This is a genomic window from Roseomonas chloroacetimidivorans (assembly GCF_049629625.1).
Taxonomy (GTDB): Bacteria; Pseudomonadota; Alphaproteobacteria; order Acetobacterales; family Acetobacteraceae; genus Roseomonas; species Roseomonas chloroacetimidivorans.
In genome coordinates, this window is sequence record NZ_JBNBZS010000018.1 from 103541 (window position 1) to 118145 (window position 14605).

The following is a 14605-nucleotide window of genomic DNA, read 5'->3' on the forward strand; positions in this document are numbered from 1 at the left end:
CCCTCACTCCGCCGCCTGGGGCATGGCCCGGCGCGCGGCGTCGAAATCCTCGGGGAAATGCTTCAGCGCGCTGCCGACCGGCACGGGCGTCAGTCCGCCCATGGCGCAGAGCGAGCCATCCGTCATCAGTTCCAGCAGGTCGTCCAGCAGCACGCGGTTCTTCGCCGGCTGCACCCCGGCGGTGATGCGGTCCACCACCTCCATCCCGCGCACAGCGCCGATGCGGCAGGGCGTGCACTTGCCGCAGCTCTCGGCCGCGCAGAATTCGAAGGCGAAACGGGCCTGCTGGGCCAGGTCCACGCTGTCGTCAAACACCGTCACGCCGCCATGGCCCAACAGCCCGCCGACGCGCGCGAAAGCTTCGTAGTCCATCGGCGTATCCAGCAGCGCCTCCGGGAAATACGCTCCCAACGGCCCGCCCACCTGCACGGCGCGGAAAGGCCGCCCCGTCGCGGTGCCGCCACCCCATTCCTCGATCACGGCGCGCAATGGCAGGCCGAAGGGCAGTTCCACCAGCCCCCCGCGCCGCACATTCCCAGCGATCTGCACGGCCAGCGTGCCCAGAGACCGCCCGGTGCCGAATTCCGCATAGGCCTTCGCGCCATGCTCCATGATCCAGGGCACGGCGGCGAGGGACAGCACGTTGTTCACGACGGTCGGCTTGCCGAACAGCCCCTCGATCGCCGGCAGCGGCGGCTTGGCGCGCACCACGCCCCGCTTGCCCTCCAGCGAGTTCAGCAGAGAGGTTTCCTCGCCGCAGATATAAGCCCCGGCGCCGACCCGCACCTCCAGATCGAAGGCGCGGCCCGATCCCGCGACATTCTCGCCCAGCCACCCGGCCCGGCGCGCGGCCAGGATCGCCGCCCGCATGGTTCGCACGGCATGCGGGTATTCCGATCGCGTGTAGATGAAGCCCTTCGTCGCTCCGACTGCGATGCCCGCGATCGTCATGCCCTCGATCAGGCAGAAGGGATCGCCCTCCATCAACATGCGGTCGGCGAAGGTCCCGCTGTCGCCCTCATCGGCGTTGCAGACCACGTATTTCCGGTCTGCCTGGGCGAGCCGCACCGTGTTCCACTTGATGCCCGTGGGAAACCCAGCCCCACCGCGTCCGCGCAGGCCGGAAAGCTTCACCTCATCGACGATCGCCTCGCCAGACATGGCCAGGGCCTTCTCCAGCCCCGCGAAGCCGCCATGGGTCCGGTAATCCTCCAGCGATAGCGGATCAACGATGCCGCAGCGGGCAAAGGTCAGCCGTGTCTGCCCGGCGAACCAGGGATGCTCCTCTGGCCGCCCAATTCGCAGCGGATGCGCGCCGCCCTGCAGGAAGCCCGCCTCGAACAGCGAGGCCACATCGGAGGCTTCCACCGGCCCATATCCGATCCGTCCCTCGGGGGTTTCCACCTCCAGCAGCGGCTCCAGCCACACCGCGCCGCGCGTGCCCGTCCGTACCAGCTCCAACGCGATACCGCGCAGCCCAGCCTCGGCCCGCAGCGCGCGCAGCACATCCTCGGCGCCCAGCGCCTCCGCCGCCGCGTCCTGGGGCAGGTAGATCCGCCTCATGCCCGCTGCGCCTCCTGCACCAGCGCGTCCAGCTTCGTCTCGGTCACCCGCGCCACCGACCGCCCATCCATCATCGCGGAAGGCGCGCAGGCACAGAGCCCGAGGCAGAAGACCGGCTCCACCGTCAGGCTGCCATCCGCCGTGGTGCCTCCCCAGTTGATGCCCAGCCGCGCGAGCAGTCCGGCTGAAAGGGCTTCAGCGCCGCGCGACTGGCAGGATTCCGCCCGGCACAGCTTCAGCACATGCCGCCCCGGCGGGGCCGCGCGAAAGTCGTGATAAAAGGTGACCACCCCATGCACCTCGGCGCGGGAGAGATTCAGCGCCTCCGCCACCAGCGGCACAGCCTCATGCGGCACGCAGCCGAATTCCTCCTGTAGCGCGTGGAGGATGGGCAGAGTGGCGCCCTCCAGCCCCGCATGGGTGCCGATGATTTCGACAGCCAGCGCCTCGTCCCAGTGCGGTGTAGGGTTAACAGGGCGGAACTCGGTGGTCAGTGCGGACATACGCTCCCCATGATCGGGAATTCTTCATTTCGTCCGACAATCCGGCGCCGGATCACGCCGGAAATCAAGAAGGCGTTCCCGTAGTGCGATTGAAAAATCCTATCAAAGTTCTCCGCGCGCCTCGGAGAGTAGCTGCGCCTCCGCCAGCAGGGCGGCGGTCAAGGGCGGCATCGGATCATGCTGTGGCACTACCAGCCCGATCCGGTACTCGGCATCCGGCGAGGCCAGGGGGATGGCCTGAAGTCCGCCCGCCGCACCCATGCTGTTCGCCACGCTCTCGGGCAGCACCGTCATCCAAAGCCCGCTGCGGACATGCGCGATAAGGGCCACGATGGAGTTGGACTCCACCGTCGCCTCTACTTCCACCCCTGCCTGCTGGAGCAGCCGGTCCATGATCCGCCGGTTCTGCATATCCGGCGTCAGTAGGCAGAGTGGTTGTCCCGCCAGTTCCGCCCAGCCCACGGAAGCGCGCGAGGCCCAGGGGGAACTCGCCGGCACCACCAACCGGTAGCGCTCGGTATAGAGCGGCACGCTCCGCACCCGGCCCAGCGGCTCGTTGCCAATATAGGTGATGCCAGCATCGGCCTCGAAATTCGCCAGCATTTCCGTCACCCCCGCCGAGGTCTGGGAGAGGATGGTGAAGCGGATTCCCGGATGCCGCTTCCGGCAGGCGATGGTCAGGGCGGGCACCATGGCCAGGGCTGTCGGAATCACCGCCAGCCGCAGATGCCCGGTCAGCCCGGCCCGCATGGCCCGTAACTCCTGTCGCATGGAGCGCACATCGCCGAGCAGGCGTTTGGCCCATTCGACAACCGTCTCCCCCTCCGGCGTCAGCCCCTGGAAACGGGAGGAGCGGTGCACGAGCAGCACGCCCAGCTCCGATTCAAGCTGCTTGATCCCGGCCGAGAGCGTCGGCTGCGCCACCCCGCAGGCCTCCGCCGCACGCCGGAAGTTCCGCTCCCGCGCGACGGCTACCAGGAAGCCGAGCTTGTCGATCATGGTCCCTCCGGCCAGGCATCAGAGGGGGAGAAAAGGGAAAGAGGTCCGGCGCCGTCAGGCGTCCCGCCCCGCCACCACCCGGCCGATGCAAGGATTGCCACCGAGCCAGTAGCACAGCTCCGCCGGCGCCCCGATCCGGAACAGGGCGAGGTCGCAGCGCATCCCAGGCGCCAGCAGGCCGCGATCCGTCATGCCCAGCGCCGCCGCGGCATGGCGCGTCACGCCCAGCAGCGCCTCCTCCACCGTCAGGCGGTACAGGGTGCAGGCCATGTTCAGCATCAGTAGCAGGGATCGGGCAGGGGAGGAGCCGGGATTCATATCGGTCGCCACGGCCATTCGCAGACCGGCCGCCCGCATCGCCGCGATATCGGGGTGCCGTTCCTCCCGGATGAAATAGGTCGCCCCGGGCAGCAGCACCGCCACCGTTCCAGCCGCCGCCATCGCCGCGAGGCCCTCGGCCGAGGCATGCTCCAGGTGATCGGCAGACAGCGCCCCGAAGCGCGCGGCCAGCGCCGCCCCGCCCAGATCGCTCAACTGGTCCGCATGCAGCTTCACCGGCAGCCCATGCCGCCGCGCCGCATCGAACACCGCCTCGGTCTCGGCGACGGTGAAGGCGATGCGCTCGCAAAAGGCATCGACGGCGTCGGCCAGTCCCTCGGCCGCCAGCGGCGCGATCATCCCCGCCACGAGCGCGGCATACTCACCCTGCCGGCCCCTGTATTCCGGCGGCACGGCATGGGCGCCGAGGAAGGAGGTCGCCACCGACACCGCCCGCTCCCGCGCCAGCCGGCGTCCCACGCGCAGCATCCGCCGCTCCGCCTCGAATTCCAGCCCGTAGCCGGACTTCACCTCGATGGTCGTGACGCCCTCGGCCAGCAGCCCGTCCAGCCGCGGCAGCGCGGCCGCCAGAAGCTCATCCTCGCTCGCTTCCCGCGTGGCCCGCACGGTGGAAAGGATACCGCCCCCCTCCCGCGCGATCTGCTCGTAGCTGACGCCCGCCAGCCGCCGCTCGAATTCCGCCGCACGGTTGCCGCCGAAGACGAGATGGGTGTGGCAATCCACCAGCCCGGGCAGCAGCCAAGCCCCATCGCAATCCACCACCGGAGCGTCATGCGCGGGCAGCTCGGCACACGGCCCAACCCAGGCGATATGCCCGTCCTTCGCGGCCACTGCCCCGTCCCGCACAACGCCGAGCCCCTCGGCCATGGTGCAGAGATGGGCGTTTACCCAGACGCGGTCGAAATCAGCCATCGACCAGCGCGGAGAAGCGCCCCCTTTCGATCAGCCAGGACACGGCCGCGATATCCGGCGCCATGAAACGGTCAGCGTCCCAGGCCGCGGCGACGCCCCGGACCAGGGCATGCGCTGCCTCCAACGGCTCGGAGGAGCGCAGCGGCCGATGGAACTCGATGGCCTGGGATGCCGCCAGCAGCTCGATCGCCAGGATATCCCGCAGGTTGCGTGTCATGGTCAGCAGCCGCAACGCCGCCCCGGTGGCCATGCTCACATGGTCCTCCTGGTTGGCCGAGGTTGGCAGGCTGTCCACGCTGCGCGGATGAGCGAGGGACTTCTGCTCGCTGGCCAGCGCGGCCGCCGTCACCTGCGCGATCATGAAGCCGGAATTCAGTCCGCCCTCCCGCACCAGGAAGGCCGGCAGGCCGGAGAGCGCAGGATCGGTCAGCAGCGCGATCCGCCGCTCCGACAGCGCACCGATCTCGGCCAGGGCCAGCGCGATGTGATCCGCCGCGAAGGCCACCGGCTCCGCATGGAAATTCCCACCCGAGAGCACCTCACCTTCCGTGACCAGCGGGTTGTCCGTCACCGCATTCGCCTCGCGTTCCAGCACGGAAGCGGCATGGTCCAGCGCGTCCAGGCAGGCCCCCATCACCTGGGGCTGGCAGCGGATGGAATAGGGATCCTGCACGCGGGGGTCGTTCACGCGATGGCTCTCGCGGATGGCACTGCCGGCCATCAATCCGCGCAGAGCCGCAGCCGCCCGGATCTGCCCGATCTGTCCTCGCAAGGCGTGAATGCGGGGGTCGAAGGGCGTGTCGGAGCCGCGCACGCCCTCCGTGCTCATCGCGCCCGCCACCAGGCCAGTGCGGAACAGGTCCTGGGCACGGAACAGCGCGGCGAGCGCGATGGCGGTGGAAACCTGCGTGCCATTCAGCAGCGCCAGCCCTTCCTTCGGCCCCAGCGGCAGTGGCGAGAGCCCGACATGCGCCAGTGCCTCTGCCCCCGGCACCGGCTTGCCGTCGATCAGCGCCTCACCCTCGCCGATCAGTACCATCGACAGATGGGCCAGCGGCGCCAGGTCGCCTGAGGCGCCGACGGAGCCGCGCGCCGGGATCACCGGCAGCACATCGGCCTCCAGCAGCCGCAGAAGCGTCTCTACCGTCTCCTCGCGCACCGCTGAGGCACCGCGCGCCAGCGACAGGGCTTTCAGCGCCAGCACGAGCCGCGTCACCGGCCGGGGCAGGGGCTCGCCCACGCCCGAGGCATGGCTCCGCACGAGGTTCAACTGCAACTGCACCAGCGCATCCGGCGCAATCCGCGTGCCCGCCAGCTTCCCGAAGCCGGTGTTCACGCCATACATCACCTCGCCGGATGCAAGCCGGGCGGCCAGGGCCGAATGGCTCGCCCGCACCGCTTCCCGCCAGCCATCGGCCAGCCGCAGCGGCGCACCCTCCATTACGGCCCGCAGAACATCGAGCGTCCCGGCGCCCGGCGCCACCTGCGCTTCATGCACCATGGCGAATTCCCTTCTTCACGCTGCGCCATGTCACTTGCCTGACCCTGCCATCCGGTGCGAATTCGAACCGAAGGGGAGGGAAATCGCTATGCATCCAGCGCTGCAACGACAGGTCGCGGTGTTGCTGGCCCAGTTCATGCGCGGCACCGGCGAGGCATGGATCGGCATTGCCGGAATCGAGCGGCTCGGGATCGGGCAGCGCTTTCCGCCGACCATGCGCCTCGGCGGCCGGCTGGAGCCGATCGCGGGCGTACCGCCCAGCCGCGGCTTCGTCTGGGTGCAGGGTACGGAGCCCGAATTGTGGCTGGACCCCGATGCCGATCACCGCGCCCTTTACGCCCGTTTCGCGGAGGAGCGGCTGGGGGTGACCAATCTGCCTTCCAGCACGGTGCTGAACATCGATCACGTTTTTCCTCGCACGGCCGGCGCGAAAGACGGGCTGTCGCATGTCCGCATGCTGGCCGTTCCCAGCGCGTCCAACCAGGCGGCCGGACGAACGGTCGAGAAACGCATGTCTCAGCGCGCCGGGGTGGCGCCCAGCCGGAAGCAGGTGCGCCACGCAACCTGGGTGAGCATCGGCAAGGCGGTGGGCTTCGCCGGGTGGGAGCATCTTCCCGACAGCACCGATCCGGCCGCCAACGACGCCCAGGTCAACGCGCTGTTCGATCACCTGGCTGCCCAGGGCATCCTGCCGCCAGCCGGTGCGCTGGAGCGCAAGCTGACCTCCGCGACGCTGACCCGCCACCGCTAGCCTCACGAACCGAGCATGGGCAGATCCAGCCCATATTCCCGTGCGCAGGCCTTCGCGATGTCATAGCCCGCATCGGCATGGCGCATGACGCCGGTGGCCGGATCGTTCCACAGCACCCGCCTGATACGCCGCGCGGCATCCGGTGTGCCGTCGCACACGATCACCATGCCCGCATGCTGCGAATATCCCATGCCCACGCCGCCGCCATGATGCAGCGACACCCAGGTGGCCCCGGATGCCGTGTTCAGCAGCGCATTCAGCAGGGGCCAGTCGGAAACGGCATCCGACCCGTCCAGCATCGCCTCCGTCTCCCGGTTGGGCGAGGCGACGGAGCCGGAATCCAGATGGTCCCGCCCGATCACCACAGGAGCCGAAAGCTCTCCCTTTGCCACCATCTCATTGAAGGCCAGACCCAGCTTGTGTCGCTGCCCCAGACCCACCCAGCAGATGCGCGCCGGCAGGCCCTGGAAGGCGATGCGCGCCTGCGCCATGTCCAGCCAGCGGTGCAGATGCGGATCGTCGGGGATCACCTCGCGTACTTTCGCGTCGGTCTTGCGGATATCCTCGGGATCGCCACTCAGCGCCGCCCAGCGGAAGGGTCCAACGCCCCGGCAGAACAGGGGGCGGATATAGGCGGGCACGAAGCCCGGAAAGCCGAAGGCGTCCTGCAGTCCGTCATCCTTGGCCATCTGCCGGATGTTGTTGCCGTAATCCAGCACGGCGCTGCCCATGCGCTTGAAGTCCAGCATGGCCTGTACATGCGCGACCATGCTGCGCTTCGCCGCGGCGGCAACGGCCTTCGGATCGGTCTCGCGCTTCGCCTGCCACTGCTCCAGCGTCCAGCCCGCGGGCAAATAGCCGTTGGCGGGATCATGCGCGCTGGTCTGGTCCGTCACGATGTCCGGCACCACGCCGCGCCGCACCAGTTCCGGGAACACCTCCGCCGCATTGCCCAGCAGCCCGACGCTGATCGCCCGCTTCTCAATGCAGGCCGTGCCGATCATCGCCAGCGCCTCGTCCAGGCTGGCGGTCCAATGATCCAGGTAGCGCGTCTCAAGCCGCTTCTCGATGCGGCTCGGCTGGCATTCCACCGCCAGCACGCAGGCACCTGCGAAAACGCCGGCCAGGGGCTGCGCGCCGCCCATCCCGCCCAGCCCAGCCGTCAGGATCCAGCGCCCCGTGAGATCCCCACCGAAATGCTGCCGCCCGGCTTCCGCGAAGGTCTCGTAAGTGCCCTGCACGATCCCCTGGGAACCGATATAGATCCAGGATCCGGCGGTCATCTGCCCGTACATCATCAGTCCCGCGCGATCGAGCGCGTTGAAGTGATCCCAGTTCGCCCAGGCCGGCACGAGGTTGGAATTGGCGATCAGCACGCGCGGCGCATCCGCATGCGTCTCGAACACGCCCACGGGTTTGCCGGACTGCACCAACAGGGTCTGGTTGTCCTCCAGCCGCCGCAGCACGTCGCAGATCACCTCATAGCTGCGCCAGTTCCGCGCCGCCCGCCCGATGCCGCCATAGACGACCAGTTCGGCGGGATTCTCCGCCACCTCGTCATCCAGGTTGTTCATCAGCATCCGCAAGGGCGCTTCCGTCACCCAATGCTTGGCAGAAAGCTGGCTTCCGCGCGGGGCACGGATCGCGGGCGCGTTGCGGAAGCGGTCGTTGTCGCTGTTGTTTCCCACGGGGCCATCCTCAAAAGCTGTAATGCCCGTCCGGCCCATCCTGCATCCGGTATCGGCCGGATAGCTCAAAACGGCTGGCAGGCTGGGTGAGGCGGGAGAAAGTCGTGGCCTCGCCACGGCGGAAGGTGCGGCGGCGGATCACCAGGCAGGGGTCGCGCGATCCCACCTCCAGAAGACGCGCGATGGGGGCACCCGGAAGGATGGCGGTGACCGCCTGCTCCATCTCCGTCACCTCACCCACCTCGCGCAGGAATTCATAGGTGGTGCGCGCCGTGAAGTCCTGCTCCACATAACCGGGCGCATAGCCGGGGCGGACGAAGCGCTCCTCCAACTGGATCGGCAGATCGTCGCCCTTGTGCAGGATCACGGAGCCTGGCACCCGGCTGCCACGCGGCAGCCCCAGGGCATCCGCCGCCTCATCCGTGAGCAGGACGGTGCTGAGCGTGAGCACCTGACATGACCACTCCATGCCACGCTCGCGGATTTCCTCCGCAATGCTCTCGATGCTCGTCAGCCCCGTGCGCGGCTTGCCCTCCGCCACGAAAGTGCCGACGCCCGGCACCTTCCGGAGGCGCCCCTCCCGTGCCAGCTCCGCGAAGGCGCGGTTCACCGTGATTCGTGACACGCCCAGCATCGGTCCCAGCTCATTCTCGCTGGGAATCCGCGCATTTGTGGCCCATTCGCCGGAAGCGATGCGCGACAGCACATAGTCCTTCACCGCTGCATAGCGTGGCTTGGGCGCGTTTTCCGCACCACGCTTCGGCGCACCGCCATCCGGCATCCGGCTCAACCCGCCGGCGCCAGGCTCTTGCGATAGCCGAAAGCCTGGTCGAAGCGGTTCAGGATGTGTTGCCCGGCCGTGATCGGCTCGTAGCGTGCCTCGCTCTCGGGCGTTCCCAGCTCGCGTGGATCGATCACCGCGCCGAAATCGGGGTCGTGGAAGGTCGCGATCGACATCCGCTCCCGCCCGCTACGATTGATGACGCGGTGCGGCGTGGAGGCGAAGCGGTCATTGCTCCAGCGCCCCAACAGGTCTCCCACATTCACCACCAGCGTGCCGGGCAGGGGAGGGGCGTCAATCCAACCCCCGCTCTGCCGTTCCTTCACCTGTAGCCCGCCATTGTCATCCTGCCAGAGCAGGGTGATGCAGCCGAAATCCGTATGCGGCGCCAGGCCGAAGATGTCCTCCTCCGCCCCCACATCCTGCGGCGGGTAGAAGATGGCCTGGGTCCGTTGCAGCGGCTTGCGGTAGCGGGCCACGAAGAAGTCCTCGGGCAGGTCCAGGCTCACCGCCACGGCCCGCAGCAGTCGCCCGCCCAGCGTGTACATCGCGTCGAAATAGGCCGTCATGGCCGGGCGCAGCGCGGGTGCGAAATCCGGCCACTGGTTTGGCCCGCGCAGTGCCTCCCCGGCCAGCACCGCCGGATCATCCTCCGGCAATTCCAGCCCGATCGAGAAGAACTCCTTCCGGTCGGTATGCTTGGCACCCTCCATCAGGGCGCCGCCCATGGCGTGCCAGCCCCGGTGCAGCTTGTTCGCTTTCACCTGTGCTTTCTGCTCCGCCGGCAGATGGAAGAAGTTCCGCGCGGCCTCCACCGCCGAAGTGATCACCGCATCCGGCACGCCATGGTCCGACACATAGAAGAACCCGGGCCCCATGCAGGCCGTCCGGATCGCCGAGGCGACCTGCGGCACGGCGTTTGCTGAGCCGCGGTTCAGTCCCGAAACATCGATCACGGGAAGAGAGGTCGTGCCAGCCATCCGCGTCGCCTCCAATCCGGCCCAGGAGACAAGATGTTCCTTGCCAAGCCGGCGCGGCGATGCTCACGTCCATGACCTGTCATGTCAAGTTAAGCCGGATGGCGGAAGCAATCCGGCGCTGTAAATACTGATTGATGTCGCGGCCCCGCCACCAGCCACCCTGCAGGAGTATGAGGATGAGCATCACCCGTCGCGGACTCGGCGCCGCTGCCCTCGGCACCGGTCTTGCTGCCGCCTTTGTGCGACGCGCGGCCGCCAACAACCTGGATAAGGCGAAGAAGGCCGGTGAGCTGGTGGTGGCCACCGAGCTGCACTTCGCTCCCTTCGACTTCACCGAGGGCGGCAAGCAGACCGGCTTCAACTCTGACGCCTTTGCCGAGATCGGCAAGGAGTTGGGCGTGAAGATCCGCTTCCAGGATCTGCCCTGGACCTCCGTGCTGCCCGGCCTAGAGGCCAGCCGCTACGACCTGGTCGCCGGCCCCGCCATCATCACCAAGGCCCGTCTTGAGCGCTACCGCTTCACCGTGCCCGTCGCCGAGGCCACCGTGGCCCTGCTGAAGCGCAAGAGCGATACCAGCATCAACAAGCCCGAGGATGTGGCCGGCAAGCAGCTCGGCGGCGCCACGGGCACCGCGCAGCTTGCTCAGTTCAAGACCTTCGTCGAGAGCCTGCCCGGCACCACCCCGCCGATCCGCGAGTACCAGTCCTTCTCCGAGGCTTATGCGGATCTTGCGGCGGGCCGCATCGTCGCGGTGGCCAACTCGCTGCCCAACATTGCCTTCGCAGCCAAGCAGCGCCCGAATGTTTTCGCCGTCGTGCAGCCGCCCTTCGGCGCCAAGGCCTATTTCGGCTATATCGGCCGCAAGGACGATGACTCCGCCCCGCTGATGGATGCGGTCGACGCCGTCATCGTGAAGATGCGTCATGACGGCCGCCTGGCCGCGCTGCAGACCAAGTGGTTCGGCCAGACATTCGAGACGCCCGACAGCGTTCCTGTCCCGGCGGTCTGATCCTCTCTTGGACTGGACGTTCATCCAGGAGGCCCTGCCCCCCCTGTTGCATGGGGCGGTGGCCACGGTGGCGGTCTCGGCGGCCGCGATCCTCCTCGGCTTCGCGGCGGGGGCGGCCATCGCCGCCGCCGCCACTTCCGGCCTGCGTGGGCTGCGCGCCTTCGCCACCCTCTATGTCAGTTTCTTCCGGGGTGTGCCGCTGCTGGTGCAACTCCTGCTCGCCTACTATGCGCTGCCATTTCTTGGCCTGGACATCCCCGCCATCGTTGCGGCGGTGGGCACGCTTGGCCTCTGCTGCGCAGCCTATATGGCCGAGATTCTGCGCGGGGGCCTCGCCACGGTCCCGGCAGGCGCCATCGAGGCCGCGCGCCTGCTGGGCCTGACGCGCACGCAGACCTTCCTCCGCATCCGCCTGCCCATAGCCGCGCGCGCCATGCGCCCGGCCATCGTGGGAGAGGCGATCATGATCATGAAGGCTTCCTCACTCATTTCCCTGGTAGGAATCCTGGAGCTGACGCGCGCCTCCCAGGCCCTGGCTGCCTCCACCTTCATGCCGCTGGAATCCTACGCGCTGTGCGGCATCATCTACCTCGCGATCAACTTCGTCCTGATGGCCGTCGGCCGGGAACGTCGCCGCGTATGAATGTCGTGTCGGAGGCGCAGGCATGAGTGTTCTCGCCGAAACCCTCGGCGCCGTGGCGCACGGCCTGCCGCTCACGGTCGGCATCTGGCTCGCTTCTGTTGCCACTGGCTTGCTGGCGGGCGTGCTCATCGCCTGCATGCGCCATTTCGGTCCGCGCCTCCTGAACGCCGTGCTGCTCGCCCTCGTGGAGATCGTGCGCGGCGTGCCCTTCGTCGTACAGGCCTTCCTGCTCTATTATGGCGGCCCGTTCATCGGGCTGGACCTGACGCCTGTCGTCGCCGGCTGGCTCGCCCTCTCGATCTACGCAGCCGCCTATTTCAGCGAGGTCTTCCGCGGCGGCTTCCTGGCCATCCCGCCCGGCCATACGGAGGCCGCGCGCCTGCTCGGCCTCCGCACGCGCCAGACCATCACCCGAATCCTGCTGCCGGAAATGGCGCTGTCCGTCCTGCCGGCCCTCGCCAATCTCGCGGTCATCCTTATCAAGGAAACCGCCATCCTCTCCATCATCACCGTGCCGGAGCTGACCTTCACCGTCTCCGGCGTCGGAAGTGCCACCTTCGCCTTCGCGCAGACCATGACGGCGCTCGCCCTCAGCTATTGGCTGCTGGTTGAGCTGACCGCCTGGGCCGCGCGCCGCCTGGAGCGCGGCATTGCCCGTGCCACGCTGGGAACCGCCTGATGACCGCACCCTTCCTGCAGGCCGAGAAGCTGGAGCGCCGCGTCGGTGACACGCAGATCCTCGCCGGCATCGACCTCTCCGTGGAAAGGGGGCAGGTGGTCGGGCTGATCGGCCCCAGCGGCTCGGGCAAATCCTCCCTGCTCCGTTGCATCGCCGGGCTCGATCCGCTCACCGGCGGCCGCGTGCTGGTGGAGGGCCGCACGCCCGTGCCGGGCGACGGCACAATCGGCATGGTCTTTCAGCAGTTCAACCTCTGGCCGCATCTGACGGCGCAGGAGAATGTCGGCCTTGCCCTGCGCCTGGTTCGCAAGCAGTCCCGGGCCGAGGCCGCCGAGCGCGCCCGCGCCATGTTGGACCGTGTCGGCCTGCTGAAATTCGCCGATCGCCGCCCCGCCCAGCTCTCCGGTGGCCAGCAGCAGCGCGTGGCCATCGCGCGCACCCTCGCGATGGAGCCCCGCCTGATCCTTTTCGACGAGCCCACGGCCAGCCTCGACCCCGAGCTGACGACGGAGGTGCTGGACGTGATCCGCGGCCTGGCGGAAACCGGCATGACCATGCTCGTCGTCTCGCATGAAATGGGCTTCGTCGCCTCCGTCGCCTCGCGTGCCGTCTTTCTCGAACACGGCCGCATTCTGGTAGACGGCCCGGCCAAGGCCGTGTTCCGCGACGCGAAGGAACCACGCCTCCGCCGCTTCCTCTCGACATACCTGCAGCGCGTGGCCTGGGCGCCCGAGCCGGAGCCGCCAGCCTCGGCCACGACCATGTCGCGCCTTGGCTCCACGGCTGCATCCAGCGGCTTCGCCCTGCTCGACGCCATGCGGAACCCGCCGGGGGAGGGGCTGCCCATCACCGACCCGAGATCCGGCGCATGACGGCCCTCTTCCACGCGGCGCGGGCCCTTCTGCCGGACGGCTGGGCGCAGGACGTCACCATCGCCGCCGATGCCGCCGGCATCATCACGGCGACCAGCTCCGGCACCGTCCCACCGCCGGGCGCCGAGCGCCTGCGCGGTCATGTCATCCCCGGCGTGCCCAACATCCATTCCCACGCTTTCCAGCGCGCCATGGCCGGCGCCGCCGAGCGCCGTTCCCCCGCCGGCCGCGACAGTTTCTGGACCTGGCGGGAGACGATGTACCGCTTCGTCGCCCGGCTGACGCCGGAGGATGCCGAGGTCGTCGCCGCCCAGCTCCATGTTGAATGCCTGGAGCACGGCTTCACGCATCTCGCCGAGTTCCACTATCTGCATCACCAGCCCGATGGCACGCCCTATGCCGACCGCGCCGAGATGGCGTTGCGCCAGATTGCCGCGGCACGTGCGACTGGCATCGGCCTCACCCTGCTGCCCAGCCTCTATCGCCATGGCGGCATCTTCGGCGCGGAGCCCAGCCCGGGCCAGCGCCCCTTCCTGAACGACCTGGACGGCTTCCACCTCATCCTCGACCGCAGTGCTGCCGCGATGCGCGACATGCCGCATGCGCGCCTTGGCATCGCGCCGCATTCGCTGCGCGCCGTGACGCCCGCCATGCTGGCAGCCTTCGCCGGTCATCCCGGCCCCATCCACATCCACGCCGCCGAGCAGGTGAGGGAGGTCGAGGAGTGCCTCGCCGCCACCGGTGCTCGCCCGGTGGAATGGCTGCTGCACAACGCCCCGCTGGATGCGCGCTGGTGCCTCATCCACTGTACCCACCTGACAGAGGCGGAGAGCACGGGCCTTGCCCAGAGCGGCGCCACGGTCGGTCTCTGCCCGACCACGGAGGCTTCGCTGGGCGACGGCATCTTCGACCTGCCAACCTATGCAGGGGCAGGCGGCCACTTCGCCATCGGCACCGACTCCCATGTCGGCACCGCCCCAAGGGAGGAGTTGCGCCAGCTCGAGACCTCCCAGCGCCTGCGCTTTCTTTCGCGCTCCGTGGCCGCGGGCGAGGGCTCGCCCCATCCCGCGCGCGCCCTGCTCGATGCCGTGCTGAAAGGCGGTGCCCGCGCCGCCGGCGCGCCGCTCGGTGGCATTGCACCGGGCGCGCGCTGCGACCTCGTGGAGCTGGACGACACCCATCCTACCCTCACATCGCATGAGGGCGATGCGCTGCTCGATGCCTGGGTCTTCTCCGGCCAGACCAACCCCGTGCGCAGCACCTTCGTCGCCGGCAAGGCGCTGGTGCGTGAGGGCCGGCACCGCGACCGCGACGGCATAGCCGCCCGCTTCCGCGAAACCATGCGCCGCCTCGTCGCATAGCAGGGCCGGCGCTACCATCACGC

The 14605-nt window shown here is 68.7% G+C and carries 14 protein-coding genes; 6 read left to right on the forward strand and 8 right to left on the reverse strand.

Annotated features, from left to right (window positions below):
- Positions 1-3: 3 nt before the first annotated feature.
- The 5 genes from ACO1BU_RS15595 to hutH all read right to left on the reverse strand — a co-directional run bounded on the left by ACO1BU_RS15595 (position 4) and on the right by hutH (position 5817).
- The gene (locus ACO1BU_RS15595; protein WP_424136886.1) at positions 4-1563 is read right to left on the reverse strand and encodes a formate dehydrogenase beta subunit; all 1560 of its coding nucleotides are present in this window, start codon (positions 1561-1563) and stop codon (positions 4-6) included.
- Entirely contained in the window at positions 1560-2066 is a 507-nt protein-coding gene (locus ACO1BU_RS15600; protein ID WP_424136887.1) for a formate dehydrogenase subunit gamma, read from the reverse strand. The genes ACO1BU_RS15595 and ACO1BU_RS15600 overlap by 4 nt, the downstream gene beginning before the upstream one ends.
- 102 nt (positions 2067-2168) lie before the next feature.
- A complete protein-coding gene (locus ACO1BU_RS15605) occupies positions 2169-3065 on the reverse strand; it encodes a LysR family transcriptional regulator (RefSeq protein WP_424136888.1) in 897 nt (298 codons plus the stop codon).
- A gap of 54 nt (positions 3066-3119) precedes the next feature.
- Positions 3120-4316: an imidazolonepropionase gene (gene hutI, locus ACO1BU_RS15610; protein WP_424136889.1), complete on the reverse strand. Its 1197-nt coding sequence runs from the start codon at positions 4314-4316 to the stop codon at positions 3120-3122.
- Positions 4309-5817, reverse strand: a complete 1509-nt coding sequence (hutH, locus tag ACO1BU_RS15615; RefSeq protein WP_424136890.1) for a histidine ammonia-lyase — start codon at positions 5815-5817, stop codon at positions 4309-4311. Before hutH ends, hutI begins: the two co-directional genes overlap by 8 nt.
- Before the next feature lie 88 nt (positions 5818-5905).
- On the opposite strand from hutH, the gene ACO1BU_RS15620 reads away from it, so the two are divergent.
- Positions 5906-6568, forward strand: a complete 663-nt coding sequence (locus tag ACO1BU_RS15620) for a hypothetical protein (RefSeq protein WP_424136891.1) — start codon at positions 5906-5908, stop codon at positions 6566-6568.
- A gap of 2 nt (positions 6569-6570) precedes the next feature.
- On the opposite strand, the gene hutU is transcribed toward ACO1BU_RS15620, so the two are convergent.
- From hutU to ACO1BU_RS15635, 3 genes are read right to left on the reverse strand one after another with little or no spacing between them, the layout of a single operon-like run.
- On the reverse strand, positions 6571-8256 hold the full coding sequence (gene hutU / locus ACO1BU_RS15625; protein WP_424136892.1) for a urocanate hydratase: 1686 nt from the start codon (positions 8254-8256) through the stop codon (positions 6571-6573).
- A gap of 10 nt (positions 8257-8266) precedes the next feature.
- On the reverse strand, positions 8267-9037 hold the full coding sequence (locus ACO1BU_RS15630) for a UTRA domain-containing protein (protein WP_424136913.1): 771 nt from the start codon (positions 9035-9037) through the stop codon (positions 8267-8269).
- A 5-nt stretch (positions 9038-9042) separates the two neighbouring features.
- On the reverse strand, positions 9043-10017 hold the full coding sequence (locus ACO1BU_RS15635; protein ID WP_424136893.1) for an isopenicillin N synthase family dioxygenase: 975 nt from the start codon (positions 10015-10017) through the stop codon (positions 9043-9045).
- 176 nt (positions 10018-10193) lie between these two features.
- Between ACO1BU_RS15635 and ACO1BU_RS15640 the strand changes: the two genes are divergently transcribed.
- Genes ACO1BU_RS15640 through ACO1BU_RS15660 form a run of 5 tightly spaced genes read left to right on the forward strand, consistent with a single transcriptional unit; the run spans position 10194 to position 14582 of the window.
- Positions 10194-11027 carry a transporter substrate-binding domain-containing protein gene (locus ACO1BU_RS15640; protein ID WP_424136894.1) on the forward strand — a complete coding sequence of 278 codons (834 nt, stop codon included), beginning with the start codon at positions 10194-10196 and terminating at the stop codon, positions 11025-11027.
- Between the two features lie 7 nt (positions 11028-11034).
- Positions 11035-11670: an amino acid ABC transporter permease gene (locus ACO1BU_RS15645; protein ID WP_424136895.1), complete on the forward strand. Its 636-nt coding sequence runs from the start codon at positions 11035-11037 to the stop codon at positions 11668-11670.
- A 22-nt stretch (positions 11671-11692) separates the two neighbouring features.
- On the forward strand, positions 11693-12349 hold the full coding sequence (locus ACO1BU_RS15650; protein WP_424136896.1) for an amino acid ABC transporter permease: 657 nt from the start codon (positions 11693-11695) through the stop codon (positions 12347-12349).
- Positions 12349-13221 carry an amino acid ABC transporter ATP-binding protein gene (locus ACO1BU_RS15655; protein WP_481133220.1) on the forward strand — a complete coding sequence of 291 codons (873 nt, stop codon included), beginning with the start codon at positions 12349-12351 and terminating at the stop codon, positions 13219-13221. The genes ACO1BU_RS15650 and ACO1BU_RS15655 overlap by 1 nt, the downstream gene beginning before the upstream one ends.
- Positions 13218-14582, forward strand: a complete 1365-nt coding sequence (locus tag ACO1BU_RS15660; protein ID WP_424136897.1) for a formimidoylglutamate deiminase — start codon at positions 13218-13220, stop codon at positions 14580-14582. The genes ACO1BU_RS15655 and ACO1BU_RS15660 overlap by 4 nt, the downstream gene beginning before the upstream one ends.
- The last annotated feature ends 23 nt before the right edge of the window (positions 14583-14605 follow it).